This window comes from Nostoc sp. (assembly GCF_036917935.1).
Classification (GTDB): domain Bacteria; phylum Cyanobacteriota; class Cyanobacteriia; order Cyanobacteriales; family Nostocaceae; genus Nostoc.
Genome location: NZ_JBALEL010000062.1, coordinates 49,971 through 69,221, shown reverse-complemented (window position 1 = coordinate 69,221; position 19,251 = coordinate 49,971). Strand labels below are relative to the sequence as shown.

Sequence of the window (19,251 nt, the reverse complement as noted above, 5' to 3'; positions counted from 1 at the left end):
CAAACTAGCTATCAGTACGAATTGAGTAGTGCTGAGTTCCGAGTTCTGGATGCTGAGTAGAAGTCCATAACTGAAGTTAGGGGATTGAATGAGGAACTCGTTTATTTTTCTTTTAGAGTAAAGCGGGGATTGGGACTAATTGCCAAGCAATGAATACTAAGTTGCTTGCTTTTACTCAGGACTCAGGACTCAGGAACTCAGGACTACTTGGGTGGAGGATTGGCAAGTCAGTAACTGCCGATAGATGCTTTCAGAACAGAAATTTCAGCACACAGATTCAGGAGGCAGGAGTAACCCACGTTTAAAAGTGTGAGATTGAAGCAAGAATGCTTTGTATCTCGTGCTACACGTCTTGATACAATTCTTTTTTTTAAACTGGGTTTTATAACCAGAACTAAAGTTTTCATTCATAATTCTTTCCTTCTGCCTCCTGCCTGACGCTCTCTACGAGACGCTCTTGCTAGCTTGCAACTCTTACAGAGTACGCGGACTCGCTAACGCTGCGCTATCTGCCTTCTGCCTTCTCTTAATAATTAGGCAAAAATTGAGCGAGTTAATGTGTCTCTGACAAAAAAGCCACCGTAGAAGTCGCGTTGGATTTTTTTGGATGTTAAACTCCTGATTGCCGTGGCCGCTTGGGGATTTGACTGAATCTGCCACTTTCTCCCAAGGAAAGGCAACTGACCAACGACTACCAACCATATAAAATCTCAAGCTGACTAAACGCACCCTCACTGATAGATGTTTGAATTTATCCTACATTGATTTGGGGCAATTGATAAGCTGAAATTCTCATCTATTTCAGATTTCCTGATGACACTGGGGATCATCTAAATTTACCATGATATCCTACTAGTTGCTTCCAGTAACAGAGGGTGTGACCACCAAAGCAAAGCTATAAAAATGATAACTCCCAAATAGGCAGGGCGGAAAAATTCCTGCCATAAGAGAGATTGACGCCCGTCAATAATTGCTTTAAAGGGAATAATTGAAGTTCGCTGTTTGGCAATTTCAAAGGCTTCTCCATAACGATGCGCGAGACGGCGATCCCCATGCCAAACACCAAACAAGTGATGCAACACCAATCCAATGGAAGTCACAAGGGTAAAGGTAGTGCCCAGCCAGAGAGTATGGGCAATACACCAAATTATTTGTCCCACCATCTGGGGATGACGCGTAATCCGAATAATTCCTGTTTCATAGAGATGAACTTGGGGCTTTTGAATGGCAGCAATTTCTAGTAGATTGAAGGTAGCAGGATATAAAAACAAAAACGAGATTGCTGACAGCAGCCAAACAAATTCTCGCACTCCTAGCACCCCTTGTACCTGCCAAAGTTGCAAACCATCATAGCGATGCCCAAAAAAGTAAATAATTAATATCACAGCCAACGGGAGACTGACTAATGCAAAGAGAATGCGATAAAGCCTTGGGCCAATGTATTTTTCGGCCCTTGGACGCAAAGCAGCGCCTCCACTGTGAGCGATCGCAAAAACTATTTGTAACCCTAGTATGACAAAATGACTGGGTGTCAACCAAGAAATCAGCAGCATAGATACGGGTGAAGTAATTTAAAGAAAACTGAATTCAGTACAACCAATACCACAAAGTATTCAAAAGGGGACTTTAGTCAAGATGTTGTGCTACTGTCTTTTTCGAGTCAAGCCTTTAAGTTTAATATGCAACAAATCATGTCCGGTTGATTGCTGCCAAACCGGATTTATTACGTGCATCCGCTCCTTTAAAAGTTTGTGGGTTGAGCCTTATGTCTGACCTTCCTTTCACTTTAGATCAGTTACGTATCCTGAAAGCGATCGCTCAAGAAGGAAGCTTCAAGCGTGCCGCTGATAGTCTTTACGTCTCCCAGCCCGCCGTCAGTTTGCAAGTCCAAAATCTCGAACGGCAGCTCGATGTCCCCTTATTCGATCGTGGAGGACGACGCGCCCAATTAACCGAAGCCGGGCATCTACTCTTAAACTACGGTGAAAAAATCCTCAGTCTCTGTCAGGAAACCTGCCGCGCGATCGAGGATTTACAAAATCTCCAAGGTGGTACTTTAATTGTCGGCGCTTCTCAAACCACCGGCACTTATCTTTTGCCCAGAATGATCGGTATGTTCCGACAAAAATATCCAGATGTGGCAGTGCAATTACACGTCCACTCTACCCGGCGGACTGCTTGGAGTGTGGCTAACGGACAAGTTGATCTGGCAATTATCGGCGGTGAAATTCCTGGTGAACTGTCAGAATCTTTAGAAGTTATTCCTTACGCTGAGGACGAGCTAGCGCTGATTATACCTGTCTTTCATCCTTTTGCTAAACTTGAAAAAATCCAGAAAGAAGACCTATATAAATTACAATTCATTGCTCTAGATTCCCAATCGACTATCCGCAAAGTAATTGACCAAGTGCTAGGACGCTGTGAAATTGATACCAGACGTTTTAAAGTTGAAATGGAATTGAATTCCATTGAAGCGATTAAAAATGCTGTGCAATCTGGTTTAGGGGCTGCTTTTGTTTCAACTAGTGCGATCGCTAAAGAGTTACAAATGGGTGTTCTGCACCGTACTCCCATTGAAGGCGTCGTCGTCAAACGGACGCTGTGGCTGATTTGTAATCCCAATCGCTATAGATCGAAGGCCGCAGAAGCCTTTAGTCATGAAATTTTGCCCCAGTTTGCTAACCCAGGATGGAATCAAGATGTGTTAAAATTATCACAAAAAAACATAGTGTTAACTACATTGGAGGTAGCGACACCCGCCTCATCTGGCGAAGACTGAAATCAGGTTATTAGTCCTTTATCATTTGGACTTTGTTTTTTTTGTAAATGACCAATGACTAAATAATTCGTAATGACGCTCCTCTGTCGCTAACGTAATTCGTAATTATTAACCCATCGCTGTTCGTGCCGGGTGCTGTAGGCAAGCTAGGGGTTTAACTTCAGGCAAAAAGTTTCCTGTTCTTGATTAATTTAGTTTCTATGTAACCTGAACTAATTACGAATTACGTAGTTTACTTCTCGCCATTCGCGTAGCGTCTTGTAGAGAAGACCAGTATTATCAATTACGAATTATTTTGACTAATCACGAAAATGGAAGTTTACTGCACTCGTCCACGTTGTCCACGCCCAAAAAACTATTTTGCCGATTTAGATGATATTACGACACTGAAAACAATCCAGCAAAAGTATTGCACTACCTGTGGTATGCCACTGATGCTAGATGGTCGATACGTGACAACGAAGCTGCTGGGAAGAGGCGGGTTTGGAGCAGCATTTTTGGCACGCGATCGCCGAATACCGGGAATGCGTCAATGCGTGGTTAAGCAGTTTCAACCAGCGGGAAATTTAACCTTAACTCAACTGCAACAAGCGCAGTTAATGTTTGAGAGAGAAGCAGAAGTTTTAGCACAGCTTGGTAACGATCACGAGCAAATTCCTGACTTGTTTGCCTTCTTTCCAGTGATAGTTAATAGCTTGCAACCAGGAGATCAAGACCAATTTTTTTACTTGGTGCAAGAATACATTGATGGGCAAAACCTAGAGGAAGAATTAGTTCAACAGGGCAAATTTTCCCAAGAGCAAGTGTTGGAGGTATTGCAAGAAATCCTGAGAGTACTAGAGTTTGTCCATGACAGAGGCATTATTCACAGAGATATCAAACCTTCAAACATCATGCGTCGTCGTGATGGTAAACTTTTCTTACTAGATTTTGGCGCAGTCAAGCAAGTAACAAATGTTGCTTCTGGTTCTGCGGCTTCTTCCACAGGAATTTATTCTATGGGATTTGCACCGCCTGAACAAATGGCTGGGGGGCAAGTATTTCCATCTACAGATTTATACGCTTTAGCTGTAACTCTTATTACCTTGTTAACAAATCAGGAAGCAATTCAACTATTTGATGCCTATACTAACCAGTGGAAATGGCGAACTCAAGTCAGTGTCAACCCTCGGCTTGCTGACATTTTAGACAAGATGTTGCTACCTGCGGCTAATCAGCGCTTCCAGTCAGCTCAGGAGGTTCTACGCGCACTTAACTCACAGGCGGCTCAAGCCCCTACACAACTTAATCCGCCCTCCATAACACTTCTGCCACAACCAACCAAAGGTTCTAGTCCCGTTGTCCCCCGTCGTCCACCAACTCAACCAGCGTTTTCTACATTGGAATTATTGGGTGGGGCGGCATTTAGTGGATTTGAGGGTGCATTGATCGCGATCGCCCTCTTCAGTCTAGTAAAATCACCAATACCTACTTTCACTGTTGCATGTGTGATTTTGGGGATACTGATATTTGCCCAAACCAGGCGGTGGATTGAAAAGTTCGATTTATTAATTATTCCGACAATTACTTTTGCAATTATTTTTTTTCTCCCCTTTTTACGAGGGGTTCTTGGCATTCAAGAAGTGGTTATTTTAGCAGTTGCAGCAGGCTTAGTAGCCATTTCACTAACAGCCGTATTTCGACTTATTTATAAATTATTATCTCTGTTACTTTAAAAAACTTCTGGTGCTAACAGCCACATTATGTCTCAGAAAAACGAAACACTAAGTCTTTTCTTAGCCGTCGTCATCACCATTGGTTTAATCTTTGGTGGTTTATGGTTCCTTATGGAACGGTGGGCGCAATTAAGTGGAACTGTTCCTAAAACTTCCGGGAGTGGCAACGCAGGTAATCCCATAAACCAGTTTGTTAACAACAGATGTAACGTCCCAAATCTCCCAGAAGGGACATTCAACTATGGTGGTAGTACAACCTGGGCACCCATCCGTAAAGACGTAGACTCCGTACTAGAAAGCCTGTGTCCTCAATTTACTTTACGCTACACTCAACCTGCTTCAGGCCAAGCAGGATCTGGAACTGGTATTCGGATGTTGATAGATAATCAACTAGTTTTTTCTCAATCTTCTCGCTCAGTTAAAGCTGAAGAAAATACCGAAGCTAAACAAAAAGAATTTAGTTTGAAAGAAATTCCAGTGGCGATTGATGGTATTGCGATCGCAGTTAATCACAATCTCAATATCCCTGGTTTAACTGTCGCCCAACTCAAAGACATCTACACGGGCAAGATTACTAATTGGCAACAGTTGGGTGGGCAGAATTTACCAATTACAGTCTACTCTCGCAGCAAAGAAGCCGGGGGAACAGTGGAGTTTTTTGTCGAAAATGTTTTAAATAAAGAGAATTTTGCTAGCAACGTTAATTATGTTGGCACAACCACAGAAGCAGTACGAAAAGTAGCAGCAAATACTGGCGGAATTTACTATGCTTCTGCCCCAGAAGTTGTACCCCAGTGTACGATTAAGTCCCTACCACTAGGGCGGATAAGCGGTCAATTTGTGCCGCCTTATCAACAACCTGTTGTATCTCCATCTGAATGTCCAGATAAACGTAACAAGTTGAATAGTCAAGCATTTCGTAGTGGAGACTACGCAATTACCCGCAATTTATTTGTAATTGTTAAACAGAATGGTCAAACAGATCAGCAAGCTGGCGAAGCTTATGCAAATTGGCTGCTGACACCTCAAGGTCAAGAACTGATCGAAAAAGCTGGATTTGTCAGAATTAAATGATCAGAATGGTTAGATTTAGCCAAATAATTAAATTAGGACTTACGCAAAAACTCTTATTGACTCAGTGTTCTCTGCTTCTGGATTAGTTCATTTTTTCTCTCAAGACGTAAGTTTTAAAAATAAAAAACATTCTACTTTATTCAAACTTGTTCATGTCACAAAAAAATGAAACCACAATTTTAGCTTTGGCCCTGCTGCTGACAGTTGGAATAGTTGGCGGTGGTTTTTGGTGGTTTACTAACAATGGGGTCAAAATTGGTAATAACATCATTCAAAATCAGGAACCAAGCAGCAATCCATCCTTACAAGACCGCATTAGTTTTGGGGAAAAATCTTTTACTCCGGGTGACATTTATCCAGTGAAAAAAGAAGGAGTACAGGCGATCGCTACTAAAAGTTATGATAGAGCGATCGCCAATTTCACAGCTGCTCTCAAACTCAACCGTAACGATCCAGAAGCATTAATTTTTCTTAACAATGCCCGCATCGGTTCTTCCAAGAGCTACACCATTGTGGCTTCTGTACCATTCGGCACTGACTCCAATGCTTCTTTAGAAATTTTACGTGGCATCGCCCAAGCCCAAAATCAAGTCAATAGCTCTGGAGGAGTCAAGGGAGTACCTTTGAGGGTAGGGATAGCTAACGACGACGACAATCCAGAAATAGCCAAGCAAATCGCTTCTACTCTAGTCAGTAATTCCGAAGTATTAGGCGTGGTTGGGCCGAATACTAGCGATTCCACCTTAGCCGCAGGTACTATCTATAATTCTGGGCAACTTGTAGCAATTTCTCCTACCAGCACATCTGTCAAAATTTCTAACTTTAGCCGCTACGTTTTTCGCACGGTTCCTAGTGATTTTATGGCTGCGAGAAGTTTAGCCAACTACATGGTGAAAACTTTACACAAAAAAAATGCAGTGGTTTTCTTTAATTCTCAGAGTAACTATAGCCAGTCTTTAAAGTCGGAGTTTGTTTCATCTGTTTCCCTAGAGGGTGGACAGGTAGTCAGCGAATTTGACTTATCCAAGGCGGATTTTAGTGCGGCTAAAAGTTTAGAACAAGCAACTAAGCAAGGTGCAGAAGTGTTGATGTTAGCTGCTAACACTGAAACTCTGGATAAAGCGCTGCAAGTAGTTCAGATTAACCAGAAACGGTTAACTCTACTGGGAGGAGATGATGTTTACACCTCTAAAACTTTAGAAATTGGCACAGAGCAAGCTGCGGGGATGGTATTGGCAGTTCCCTGGCATATTGATGGCGCTCCTAAGTCAGATTTTCCCCAGAAATCGCGGCAGTTATGGGGCGCTGATGTGAGTTGGCGAAGCGCCCTCAGCTATGATGCCACTGTCGCTCTAATTGCAGCATTAGAACGCAATCCTACGAGAGCGGGAGTCCAACAAGCAGTAGCCTCCTCTGACTTTTCTGCTACTGGCGCTTCTGGGACAATTCGGTTTTTAGCATCAGGCGATCGCAATGCGCCAGTTCAACTTGTAAAAATTGTTCCTGGTTCTCGCTCTCGCACTGGTTATGACTTTGAACCAGTGCGTTAATCAGGAATAAAAAATTAAAAATTAACCAATACTTAACCTGGAAAAACCCTCAAGATGGGAAATTGAACTTCATGGGGAAAAATATTAGTGTCAACTCGCAACTTATTCTCACAAGCACTCAAACCTTGAGAGAAGAGACGAATAATTCAGGTGAAATTTATTATACCTTGGCATCTATTGTAGTCAGAAGTTAGGATTTGTCAGAATTTGCTAACAAAATACCCGTCCTCCAAATACAATCTCAAGTAGCAAGCACCTATCAAGCACTTGTATTGAATGGACGCGGGGGTAATTTACTATGTCACAAAAAAATGAAATACCTATTCTTGTATTATCAATTCTAATCACCGTCGGGCTAATAGCTGGCGGTTTTTGGTGGTTCAGCAGAAAGTCTGGTCTGGAGCTAAATACAATTAATTCTGACAGCACCAAAACGCCCCAAGCTACATCAGGAAAACCTAGCAGCGGGACTTTCTCTTTAGTAAAGGATGTTCCTACAGGATTATTCAATTATGGAGGCAGTACATCTTGGGCACCAATTCGACTAGTAGTTGATCCAGCAATTCAAGCAGCGCGACCAGAGTTACGGCTGCGCTATGTAGAACCCAGCAATGCATCTCCTGGTTCTGGTACTGGGATTCAGTCTTTAATAAATGGTCAACTAGCCTTTGCCCAGTCCTCCCGACCAGTTCTAGACCCGGAATTAAGCCGTGCCCAACAGCGTGGGTTCAGCTTAAAACAAATTCCTGTGGCAATTGATGGTTTAGGGGTCGCCGTTAATCCCAACCTCAATATCCCAGGACTAACGGTAGAACAGTTAAAGTCAATTTACACAGGCAAAATCAATAATTGGAGCCAGGTGGGTGGCCCCAATATCCCGATTAAGCCCTATTCTCGCCGTATTGCTGATGGCGGTACAGTCGAACTTTTTGTCCAAGACATCTTGGGTGGTCAAGCTTTCAGCCCCAATGTGGAATTTATCTCCACAACCACCCAAGCCTTGCAAAAATTGGCTGGTAGTCCTGCTGGTATCTACTACGCTTCTGCCCCAGAGGTGATTCCTCAATGCTCAATCAAAGCCTTGCCGTTGGGGCGCACGCAAGGGCAATACATTGCTCCATACCAAGAACCTTCTGTCCTCCCGTCTGAATGCCCTGGTAAACGGAACAAGTTGAACATTGAGGCTTTCCAATCAGGAAAATACCCGATTACCCGCAATCTGTTTGTGGTGGTCAAACAGAATGGTCAGATTGAGCAGCAAGCAGGTGTCGCTTACGCCAACTTACTGCTGACTGAGCAGGGACAGGAACTGATTACCCAAGCGGGATTTGTCAAAATTCGCTGACACCTGCGATTGCACTCAAGACAGAGTGGCGGAAATCGCCGCTCTGAACTGTACCTTAACCAGCTCTATTAATCGATTCTGCTGGCAAGCAAATGAGATTATCCCCTTGAGTCAGGATTAAACCACGTTGACGCAGCTTACCCATCAAGCGGGTGACGGTGACACGAGTGGAACCAATCGCGCTACCAATTTGGGCATGGGTGAGGGGGAAGGGCAGACAATAACCGCGAATCACATCAGGATCAGTGTCGCTCATTGCTGGTTCTCCATATTCCTCAATTAACAATGTGAGAAATCCTAAGAGTCGGTCAATTGTGCGGCGTTGTCCCAAGGCACTCAGCCACAGCAGCTTACGCTGGTGCTGATACCTAAAGGCATCCATAACTTCGCGACGGAAGTGAGGCCAATTGTCTAAATCGTGCCAGTACATCCACAGCACCGCAGTTTGGTCAACATGGGCGTAAGCCTGGAGTGTGAATGGTGATTGAGCAACAATTTCAAATGGCTGTCCCGCTCCCACAAAACCCAAGAACGCTTCTTCTGGGGTTCTGTTGATTCGTCGAGACGTTAGCTGACTGGCAGTCGCACTAACTTGGGCGGTTCCTACCATGCGGATCGCACCCCTTTGCACCAAATACAGCAATCCAGGCCGGGCTGGAATGCGCTCATCTTTGCTAAAGGTGCGGCAGCGATAGTGTTCTTGAGCCCAGTCAAGAATGCGTTGCCAAGTCAAAAAAGGCCGTGATGCCTCAGAAAAGGAGGATGGAGATTGCATAGGTAACAAAGAGCGTTCGGCTGAAGACAAAGACGTAAATAAAAGGGTGCAAGGAGTGTCTTTGTGTTGACGAGGCAGGCTTAACGCCTAACAGCGCCAGCCAATCCAAAGAATAGAAAGCAAATTACTCTCTACTCTTTTGTTATACTTCCTACTGTACAATGATGGTAGTAAAGTTTACTTACTATTCATCGATTATTCATCAAATTTTATCCTCTTCTCATTTTTCTTCATCTAAATTAAATTTATACCGCAAGATAGATGACAGAAAAGTAACAAATATATCTTACATGACTATTTAAATAATATTACGTGCATTATAGATTACCAGTTAGCAAGTATACGTCAATAAAACAGCTAGTGTACAGTTATTTAATAAAATCACTAAGCATTAATACTTACAAAGTAGATAATATATGCATAAAAGATGAGAAAATTCCTCTATATAAAGGTAGAGATGCTCATAGAGTTTTATACACCTCAAATGTATCCTTGCGACTATCAAAATCTCAGAATCAAAAAGCGATGGAGCTTGCTAGTGCGATCGCCTCTGATTTATCAGGGATCTGTGGCGACGTTTTTAGCATCCAAATAGTTCCCCCTGGTTGGATACATTTTGAATTAACTGACTCAACTTTAGCGACTTGGCTACAAAGTCTCGCAGTCGGGAGTTCAGTGGGAGAGGGGGAGATGGCGGGCAGGGAGCAGGGAGCAGGGGAGCAGAAGAGCAGGGAAGCAGAGAGGACAATTGATGCCCAAAATTCATTGTTTACTGTTCAATATGCTCATGCACGCTGCTGTTCGCTAGTGCTTCTGGCTCATAGAGAGGGATTGATTAAACTTAGAGAACCAGTTCCAAATACTAGTCCAACTTTTTGGGATGTTATCTCTCCTAACCCTCTACCTTGGCTTAATTGTGACGGAATATTGCGGCTAAATCACTTAGATGAGGGTCGTCTAATTAGTGAGTTAATACAAGTGATAGACAATATAGAGTGCCCTGATGTTGGCGGTTCTGTGAAATGGGAAAAAGTAGCGCTGAATTTGAGCCAAGCTTTTGAAAAGTTTTGGTCTAATTGCCGGATTTGGGGTGAAGTGAAAATTACCTCACCAGAGCTAGCCCAAGCCAGACTCGGATTGCTCATGGCTACTCAGTCAGTATTAAGATATGTGCTAGAGGAAAACTTGGGGGTTTTTGCGCCCTTGGAGTTATAAGTCGGTAATCTCGCTTAGGCAAAAATAAAAACTTTAATATAGCTATTGACTCAATGCACCACCTCGGCTACATTAGCAGGTGTGTGAGGAGCGAACCAGCAGGGGCACCGAGACGAAACACGGCCAGTCGTCGGTGTCCTTTCTGATTTATATAGGTTGGGTTTGAAAAAGTCCTCTCACTACAGCAAAAACTTTTCAATTGCTACTGCTGCTCCATTTTCTTCTACGTCAGGAGCTACCCACTGAGCGATCGCTTGCACTGCTGGTGGTGCGTTGCCCATAGCTACACCAAGGCCAACGTACTCCAGCATTTCCACATCATTGAAGTTATCGCCAATCGCCATAACATTGGCTAACTGTAATCCCAACAATTCTTCAGCTAGGTAACGGACAGCAGTCCCCTTATTCACAGAGGCGTTAGTTGCTTCAAAAAAGGTAGCAACAGATGTTGTCAGATAAAGTTCAGCAGGGGTGTATTGGCGGCGCAAATTTCCCAATAGCTTGTCGATTACGTCAGTGTCATCAGACAAAGCAAGAATTTTTGTCGGTTCATTCGTTAAGGCTTGACGCAAATCACCCACGGGAATCGGGATAATACCAGAACGTTCTGCATAAATTTGGGTTTCTCTGGTTAACTCACGGACGTATAGCTGATCATTGATATAAAAGTGGACAGATAAGAGCGCTAGCAACTCAGGCTGTTCAAAATAGTCTATTAGCTGGTAGGCGATTTCCCTAGAAACAGCCCAATGGCGATGAATTTTTTCGGTGATCGGGTCTTGAATCCAGGCTCCTTGATAGGCCATTAATGGTAGGGTAGAGCCAATGTCTTGGTGAAAGCGCAAAGCTGAACGATACATTCGACCTGTAGCGATCGCCACTTGAATTCCTCGTGCTTGCGCCGCAAAGATTGCTTGCTTTACAGGTTCGCTGATGGTATTAGAGTGTCCGGCGATCGTGCCATCTATATCCAAAACTAGTAGTTTAATGTCTTTTGCAGCAGCCTGATTGTCAGTAGATGCCAAATGTGTAGCAGATGCTTTCTGCATAATCTCCTAGATTTTAAGTTCCAGTTAGAGGTTAACAGGCTCTAGAGACCAGTAGGGAGTCATAGAAAAAATTGGGTTCTCTAATCAACCCCATTTTTCGACAGTGAGGATGCACAGTCACACAATTAAATTGTTAAAAAATCTGGCTAATAGGCGCAACAAAAAAACCCGATTCTCAAAAAAATCGGGGATTTTCATTTAAATTAAATAGCCTGATCGATAGATGGGATGGAAAAAACCTACCTATTCAAGAAACTCTATGAATTGGACACCTTGATCCAGCTTTTTTTGCGTTGTGACAACAGACAAAGCCCAGCAATTAAACCAATTCCAAGTGTGGCAGAGGGTTCAGGTACTGATTTAGCATCGTAGTCATAAGTTACTTTGATACCTGCTTTGGCATAAGTTTCAACATAGGATCTCATGTTGCCCGAACCCGTAACTACTGAGTTGGCTAAAGCTGAGAACAAAAAGTCTATGTCGCCATTACCAGTGAAAGACTGCAAGAATTGGGTATTGGTGAAAGACTGAGTAGCAGATTGTGTGGCAGTTAAGTTAGAAATAGTCTTTCCAGAGGTGCCAAGATAATCAGTGTTACCGTCATATTTAGCAGCTTGATAACTCGATATATCTTGTGGATTGAGCGCAAACAGAGACTGATTATTTAGTTGTAAGCTGAGTAGACTGGTGAGATTTACTGTCACCTGAGTCGGGGTTGGACTCCTGTTTTCAAAACCTGCATTTCCAAGTATGTCGCCAGTAAAACTTATCGTTACACCCTTGAGTGCACCCAGAGATGAGTCAAACTTTTGGACGCTTAGAGGTGCATCAATGATATTTGTGAAATCGTAATTAGTGGAACTAGTGTATGAGAGAGAAGCGGCATTAGCTGCTCCAGATGTTGCAACAATTCCTGCCAAAGTTGTGGCAGCAGCGAGAGTGTTGAATAGTTTTGTTTTCATGAATGGAAGATGCTTTTCTGAAACAAATCATTACGGGATTCCTAACTTATTTCTAACTCTGAAACTTTGCTTGTAGTCTTGATAAATACACGTAACTTTCTGTAAAGTTATTATGTTCAAATCCCTTGGATAAATAGACTTTTTGATTGGAATATATAAAGTTTTATTAAGCCAAAGAGTTTTGATAGTGGTAATCTTATGTCGAAATATTAAGTTAGTTTTTGTTGGTTCCTGAGAAGTAAGCTAGGTCAACCTAATTAAACATAAAACGCTCAGGAGATAGATCCCCGACTTCTGGTGATAAGTTGGGGATCTAGTTACTATCTGGTTACTATGCTTATACTCACGTACTTAATTGGGCTGGTATCCCTGCCAAAAGTTGGTTCTACTTGGCTTCCGTACTAAGGCTGCAAATGCGTAGACATCACTTTGTCTAAAATTATATGCAAAAGCAATTGGTACGCCAAAACTGGGCTATTGTCGCCAAAGCCAAGGTAAACGAGCATCGGAAATTGCTAACTATGTGACAAAGCTTCTGGCTAAAATAGGGCTATGTCTGAAACTTTCACTTCTGTAACTGCAACACGCCCCACGTTCATCCTCGTCGATGGACACTCCCTGGCGTATCGTTCATACTTTGCTTTCGCCAAAGGGCGAGATGGAGGACTGCGTACCAAAACGGGCATTCCTACCAGTATATGTTTTGGTTTTGTGAAGTGCCTGCTGGAGGTAATGGCAACACAACAGCCCCAAGCAATGGCGATCGCTTTTGATTTGGGTGAGGCAACTTTTCGCCACGAAGCTGACGATACTTATAAAGCCGATCGCCCGGAAACGCCAGAAGACTTTATTCCCGACTTAGCAAACCTGCATGAGTTGCTAAATGGTTTCAATCTCCCATTTTTTACTGCCCCTGGTTTCGAGGCAGATGATGTTTTGGGAACCTTAGCACAACGAGTAACTGCTGCTGGGTATAGGGTGAAGATTCTCACTGGCGATCGCGATTTATTTCAACTAATCGACTCTGACAAAGAAATCACTGTTTTAAATTTTAGTCCAGATGCCCTAAAGCGCTCTACAAATAGCATCACGGAATTTGAAGCAGAACAAGTCAAAGAGAAGATGGGCGTTTTCCCTTCACAAATTGTTGATTTCAAAGCTCTTTGTGGTGATAAATCAGATAATATTCCTGGTGTCAAGGGAATTGGGGAAAAGACAGCGGTGCAGCTGCTGAACACTTATGGTTCACTTGAGAATGTTTATGCTGCGTTAGATGAAATTAAAGGCGCAACTCAGAAAAAACTGGCAACGGGTAAAGAAGATGCCGAGAAGTCTCGCTATTTGGCAACTATAGTTTTAGACGTTCCGATAGAATTTGATTTAGAAGATTGCAAATTAAAAGGGTTTGATACAAGTGTCTTATCACCAATTTTAGAAAAATTAGAATTCAAGTCTTTTTTAGGCAAAATAAACGACCTTCAGCAACGTTTTGGTGGCACAGTTGCAGAAAAAAAAGAAGCCAAAATAGAGGCGATTAATCCCAACTCTACTAACTTAGAATTCAGTGCTGATGAAGATAATGATTTGTGGTTTTTCAGTGCTAGTGATACAGCAGCAGTTCCACAACAATCTACTTCCCCAATTACACCACTCATCATCAACACTGAAGCAAAACTTACTGAGTTAGTGAAACTTTTGCAAAAATTCACTAATCCAGAGACTCCCGTTGCTTGGGATACTGAAACCACTGATTTAGAACCAAGAGACGCTGAGTTAGTAGGAATTGGTTGCTGCTGGGGAACGAAACCAGATGAAGTAGCTTATATTCCTGTGGGGCACAAAACTGGGGAAAATTTAAATAAAGATTTGGCGCTAGAAGCATTACGCCCAATTCTCGAAAGTGCTGATTATCCCAAAGCTTTACAAAATGCCAAATTTGACCGTTTAGTTCTCAGGTGTCAAGGAATTAACTTGGCGGGAGTGGTGTTTGATCCTATGCTAGCAAGTTACATTCTAAATCCAGATTCAAGTCATAATTTGATGGATTTGTCGCAGCGATATTTGGGATTGATAGCAAAAAGTTATTTAGATTTAGTTCCTAAAGGTAAAACTATCGCTGATATAGATATTACAGCCGTCGCCGATTACTGCGGTATGGATGCTTATTCTACCTTTGGTTTAGTGCCGAAATTGCGTGATGATCTGGAGAAAATTCCAGCTTTGTCTAAGCTATTAGTGGAAGTGGAACAGCCACTAGAAGCGGTTTTAGCCCAAATGGAATACACAGGTGTTCGGATTAATTCAGCTTATTTACAAGAACTTTCGCAGCATTTAGAAACGGAGTTAGCTAGGTTAAAAGAGGAAGCAACTGAAATAGCTGGGGAAAATTTTAACTTGGGTTCTCCTAAGCAATTGAGCCAAATTTTGTTTGAAAAGTTGGGGTTAAGTACTAGACATTCTCGTAAAATTCAAACGGGCTTCTCTACAGATGCAGCAACACTAGAAAGACTTCAAGAAGATGATAACACTGGGTTTGTTGAGGCGATCATTGAGTATCGCACCCTATCTAAATTAAAGTCTACTTATGTTGATGCATTACCTGCATTAGTGCGTCCAGATACTCAAAGGGTGCATACTGATTTTAATCAAGCAGCAACATCAACTGGCAGATTATCTTCTTCTAATCCTAATTTACAAAATATCCCTATTCGTACAGCATTTAGTCGCCAAATTCGGAAGGCATTTTTGCCAGAAGCTGGTTGGCTAATGGTGGCTGCTGATTATTCACAAATTGAATTGCGGATTTTAGCTCATTTGAGTCAAGAGCCGATATTAGTGCAAGCATATCAGCAAAATGAAGATGTTCACACTGTTACCGCGCGGTTAGTGTTTGAAAAAGAAAATATCACATCAGAAGAACGAGGGATGGCGAAAACGATCAATTTTGGCGTGATTTATGGAATGGGTTCTCTAAGGTTTTCGCGCTCAACTGGAATAGATAAGACTATTGCCAACGAGTTCATTAAGCGGTTTAATGAACGATATCCTAAAGTATTTGCATATTTAGAGCGAGTGAAAAAAGAAGCGATCGCTCTTGGTTATGTAGAAACTATTTTCGGTCGTCGTCGTTATTTTGAGTTTACTAATAACAGTTTACGCAAATTAAAAGGCAGTAACCCAGAAGAGATTAATCTGAGCAAATTGAAAAATTTGGGTGCTTACGATGCTGGTTTATTACGCTCTGCTGCTAATGCACCAATTCAAGGTTCTAACGCTGATATTATCAAAATTGCAATGGTGAGATTGCATGAGATTTTAAAGAAATATCAGGCGCGTTTATTGTTGCAAGTTCACGATGAATTAGTGTTTGAAATTCCCCCTGATGAGTGGGAAGAATTACAACTGCAAATTAAGTCGGTGATGGAAAATGCAGTCCAGTTGAGTGTGCCGTTGTTGGTAGAGGCACGTGTTGGTGAAAATTGGATGGAGACGAAGTGAGTTTGATTGGGGATTAGAACAATTACATTGAGATGGGCGTACATTTGTTTTAGCAGTTACAACAGCCCTAGTTCATATCAATTTTAAAGGATGTTTTAAAAGTATTGGGCGAATAGAATTCGCTACTACACAAAACTTAGTCCACGGAGGTGGACTAAGAAAAAATTAAGGGTTTTTAACCTGCGGAGGCAGGTTTTGTTTGTGTAGCCGCGACTTTTAGTCGCCAGGGCTAGTATGAGTTGAGACTTTATAAACAATCCGCTTAGAGGATGTTTATAAAGTGGTTGGCTGTGATTTTAGGCACTTCTAGATCCCCCCTAACCCCCCTTAAAAAAGGGGGGAACTGGAGTCAAAGTCCTCCTTGTTTAAGGGGAGCCACTGCGCCCTTGCGGTTTCCCGACTTGTACCCCTCCGGGGAAGCAAGCTACGCGCAGCGTGTCCCCTTCTCCTAAAGGGAGAGGCTAGCGCCAAGGGAGAAGCACGTGGCGTGGATTTAGGGGGATCTCAAAGTATTTGCTACCAAGAAGAGGACTTGTTCATTCATCCTCTTATACCATTCTTACCCACAGAAGGAATTTTAATATGTATCGTCGTTGGCTCTTATCTGCTTTCGCAATTTTGTTGAGTATAGTTTTAGTTGCTTGCACCACTGCAAATACTCAGCAACCACAAACCAAAGTGGAAAATACCACTGAGGCGACTAACACGAACTCTCAGCAATTACCAAAAGGATCAGCAAAAAGAGTGGTTGCTCTTTCTTCTCTTGCTGCTGATATTATCTCTCGACTCGATCAAACAAAAATTGTTGGAATCACTGGTAGTAGATTATTTAAGAATGACTCAAGGTTCAAGGATATTCCCCGCGTCAGTGAAGGTCAAAATCCGCCAAATTTAGAGAAAGTGGTAGCACTCAAACCAGATTTAGTTATTGGTGCTGAAGGTTTTTCTAATATCCCAATTCAAAAACTTCAGCAACTAGGAATTCCGACTTTGCTCACTAAGGTAAATAACTGGGAATCTCTAGAAGAACTTACTAAAAAATTGGCTGGGTTAATTAATGCTGATCCTCAGCCTTTGTTAAATCGTTATAAAACTTTCTTGCCAGATAAGCCAACTCAGGGTTTTTCTACTCTAGCACTGGTTAGTCGTCAACCAATTTTAGCGCCGAATAAAAACAGTTGGGCAGGGGATTTGCTGGCAAAATTCCAGGCGAAAAATATAGCAGCAGATTTACAAGGAAAAAGTCCAGTTGGTGGCTATGTAACGCTTTCGGCTGAGAAAGTTTTAGAAGCAAATCCAGAGGTGATAATTTTGGTTAATCCTCCGCAAGGAAATTCGGAAGCAGCGCTTTTAGATTCGTTGAAAAAGGAAGCTTTTTGGCAGCAACTGCAAGCAACTAAAAATAACCGAGTCTATGTGTTTGATTATTTTGGTCTGGTGAATCCAGGTAGTATAGATGCAATTGAAAAGGCTTGTCAGCAGCTTAAGCAAGCGTTGTTTGCACCACAGGTTAGCTGAATAAATATAATTTAAAATCTTGTTTTTAGGTTCTATTTTGATGATGAATAGGGGAGGCGGAGCCTCATAATAGGCATTCCCAGTCTGAGACTGGGAACGAGACATTGACTATGGTTTTAATCTTTTGCAGAACTAATCGGTTTTTGACCAAAGGGGATATTCTTTTTACCTTCAGGAGAAGCACCTCCAAGGCTGCGGAAATACAGTCCTCCAATGGTGAGTAAAAATGTCACATATCCCACTGCTTGCACAAGATAGAGATTGTCTCTATAGCCAAATAAAGATTTGAGAATAATGCCAGGAAACTGTTCGTCAGGCAAGATTGTGGAAGTATTGGAAACCATTGGCCCCAAAATACAGGAGTGGACTTTTGTAAAACGTTCGTAATAAAAACAAAGGTTTTCTGTGGCACGACTGCTAAGGGCAAGGTTCGCTACAGCTTCGTCAAAATGTTTCAAGGCTGAAACTACCAACCCAGCGACAATCAACACTAATAAAACGCCCATTACCTGGAAAAACTGGCGGATGTTAATTTTGACACCCCATTTAAATAGCAGCACTCCAATGGCAGATGCCCCTACCAAACCAGCAATAGCGCCCAATGCTGGCATTAATCCCTGTTGAAAATTAGCTGCAACGAAGAGAACAGTTTCAAAGCCTTCGCGGACAACGGCAATTAAAATTAAAGTAAAAACACCCCAGCCAGCATTTGAGTTTTGTGTCAGCGCTTCTGTTACTGCTCCCTCAACTGTAGCTTTCATGAATCTGGCTTGTTTAGTCATCCAGATTAGCATCCAACTGAGCATTGCGATCGCTAATACACTAAACACACCTTCTAGCGCTGGCTCAACTACGGTGGTGTATTGAGGATTCGCGGCTCCCAGTACTTGAATTATCCAACTGAATAACACACCTATTAAGGCACTGACGACAATGCCAACGCCGATACCAGCATATACCCAAGAGTTGAGTCGGGATTGTTTCGCTTTTTTCAGCAAAGCTAGCACAATGCCAACAACAAGGGCAGCCTCCACTCCTTCTCGGAGCGTTATTACAAAAGTAGGTAGAGCAGTACTAAAATTCATCTTTTGTCCTTTGTCTTTTGTCCCCAAAGTTATTATGGTCAGAAGCCAAATATTGAAAAATCCAGAGAGGAGGTTTCCTCCGCTCCGGTTTTTCGCTGCGTTCAGACTTCTATCTTTATTATTAGTCCTTAGCCAATAATTAATCACTAAGGACTAATGACTATGAACCAAAATCGCGTAGCATCTTTTTCAGTTCGAGATTATGCATCTCTTCTTGCCCAATCATGCCACGAGCGAATTCTTCAAGGTAAATGCTGGCATTGGTGACAGTATCTAGCAAATTTTTATACAGATCCAATGCCTTCTTTTCATGGGATAAGCTTTCTTCCAAGATATCCTTGACTTTATGCTGGTAGGTTTCTTCCATTGGGGCAATTTTCAGGGAGGGATGCCCATCTAAACCGGTGAGAATTTCTCCCACTTGTTCGGCATGAAGTAAAGACTCACTTGCCTGTGCTTTGAAAAAAGCCACGATTGGAATGCGGTTAGGGCCAGTCACCATCAAAGAATAATGTGTATAACGCACTACCCCTGCTAGTTCAAATTCCATGATGGCGTTTAGCAGGTCAATGGTCTTTTTCTGGTCAAGTTCTTGCATCAGTTGTTAGTTCAAGTAACGAATGGAGTGTAATTAGTTAGGAGTTAAGAGTTAGAAGTGAGGAGTTGGAAGTTAGGAGTTAGCAGAT

The 19,251-nt window shown here is 42.4% G+C and carries 14 protein-coding genes; 8 read left to right on the top strand and 6 right to left on the bottom strand.

The genetic code is table 11. From position 1 onward, the window contains the following. Window positions 1-836: 836 nt before the first annotated feature. Window positions 837-1,553 carry an NnrU family protein gene (locus V7K62_RS26925; RefSeq protein WP_334869547.1) on the bottom strand — a complete coding sequence of 239 codons (717 nt, stop codon included), beginning with the start codon at window positions 1,551-1,553 and terminating at the stop codon, window positions 837-839. Between the two features lie 212 nt (window positions 1,554-1,765). On the opposite strand from V7K62_RS26925, the gene V7K62_RS26920 reads away from it, so the two are divergent. The 5 genes from V7K62_RS26920 to V7K62_RS26900 all read left to right on the top strand — a co-directional run bounded on the left by V7K62_RS26920 (window position 1,766) and on the right by V7K62_RS26900 (window position 8,463). Continuing rightward, entirely contained in the window at window positions 1,766-2,779 is a 1,014-nt protein-coding gene (locus V7K62_RS26920) for a LysR family transcriptional regulator (protein WP_334869545.1), read from the top strand. 311 nt (window positions 2,780-3,090) lie between these two features. Then, the gene (locus tag V7K62_RS26915) at window positions 3,091-4,494 is read left to right on the top strand and encodes a serine/threonine-protein kinase (protein ID WP_334869543.1); all 1,404 of its coding nucleotides are present in this window, start codon (window positions 3,091-3,093) and stop codon (window positions 4,492-4,494) included. Window positions 4,495-4,521: 27 nt separating this feature from the next. Then, window positions 4,522-5,568: a substrate-binding domain-containing protein gene (locus tag V7K62_RS26910; protein ID WP_334869541.1), complete on the top strand. Its 1,047-nt coding sequence runs from the start codon at window positions 4,522-4,524 to the stop codon at window positions 5,566-5,568. A gap of 152 nt (window positions 5,569-5,720) precedes the next feature. Then, window positions 5,721-7,118, top strand: a complete 1,398-nt coding sequence (locus V7K62_RS26905; protein WP_334869538.1) for an ABC transporter substrate-binding protein — start codon at window positions 5,721-5,723, stop codon at window positions 7,116-7,118. A gap of 298 nt (window positions 7,119-7,416) precedes the next feature. Further along, complete coding sequence (locus V7K62_RS26900; protein ID WP_334869536.1) at window positions 7,417-8,463, top strand: PstS family phosphate ABC transporter substrate-binding protein; 1,047 nt, start codon at window positions 7,417-7,419, stop codon at window positions 8,461-8,463. 55 nt (window positions 8,464-8,518) lie between these two features. On the opposite strand, the gene V7K62_RS26895 is transcribed toward V7K62_RS26900, so the two are convergent. Beyond that, window positions 8,519-9,238 (bottom strand): Crp/Fnr family transcriptional regulator, encoded by a 720-nt coding sequence (locus V7K62_RS26895; RefSeq protein ID WP_012412419.1) that lies wholly within the window; start codon window positions 9,236-9,238, stop codon window positions 8,519-8,521. A 492-nt stretch (window positions 9,239-9,730) separates the two neighbouring features. Here V7K62_RS26895 and V7K62_RS26890 point away from each other — a divergent pair, with 492 nt between their 5' ends. Next, the gene (locus V7K62_RS26890) at window positions 9,731-10,453 is read left to right on the top strand and encodes a DALR anticodon-binding domain-containing protein (protein ID WP_334869534.1); all 723 of its coding nucleotides are present in this window, start codon (window positions 9,731-9,733) and stop codon (window positions 10,451-10,453) included. Between the two features lie 179 nt (window positions 10,454-10,632). On the opposite strand, the gene V7K62_RS26885 is transcribed toward V7K62_RS26890, so the two are convergent. Continuing rightward, the gene (locus V7K62_RS26885) at window positions 10,633-11,502 is read right to left on the bottom strand and encodes a Cof-type HAD-IIB family hydrolase (RefSeq protein ID WP_334869532.1); all 870 of its coding nucleotides are present in this window, start codon (window positions 11,500-11,502) and stop codon (window positions 10,633-10,635) included. A gap of 257 nt (window positions 11,503-11,759) precedes the next feature. Further along, on the bottom strand, window positions 11,760-12,464 hold the full coding sequence (locus V7K62_RS26880; protein ID WP_334869529.1) for a PEP-CTERM sorting domain-containing protein: 705 nt from the start codon (window positions 12,462-12,464) through the stop codon (window positions 11,760-11,762). Between the two features lie 552 nt (window positions 12,465-13,016). On the opposite strand from V7K62_RS26880, the gene polA reads away from it, so the two are divergent. Both polA and V7K62_RS26870 read left to right on the top strand, forming a co-directional pair. After that, window positions 13,017-15,962: a DNA polymerase I gene (gene polA / locus V7K62_RS26875; protein ID WP_334869527.1), complete on the top strand. Its 2,946-nt coding sequence runs from the start codon at window positions 13,017-13,019 to the stop codon at window positions 15,960-15,962. Window positions 15,963-16,544: 582 nt separating this feature from the next. Continuing rightward, window positions 16,545-17,480, top strand: a complete 936-nt coding sequence (locus tag V7K62_RS26870; protein ID WP_334869525.1) for an ABC transporter substrate-binding protein — start codon at window positions 16,545-16,547, stop codon at window positions 17,478-17,480. 116 nt (window positions 17,481-17,596) lie between these two features. On the opposite strand, the gene V7K62_RS26865 is transcribed toward V7K62_RS26870, so the two are convergent. Further along, a complete protein-coding gene (locus V7K62_RS26865; protein WP_334869523.1) occupies window positions 17,597-18,565 on the bottom strand; it encodes an FTR1 family iron permease in 969 nt (322 codons plus the stop codon). 160 nt (window positions 18,566-18,725) lie between these two features. After that, complete coding sequence (locus tag V7K62_RS26860; protein WP_334869521.1) at window positions 18,726-19,163, bottom strand: ferritin-like domain-containing protein; 438 nt, start codon at window positions 19,161-19,163, stop codon at window positions 18,726-18,728. Between the last annotated feature and the right edge of the window lie 88 nt (window positions 19,164-19,251).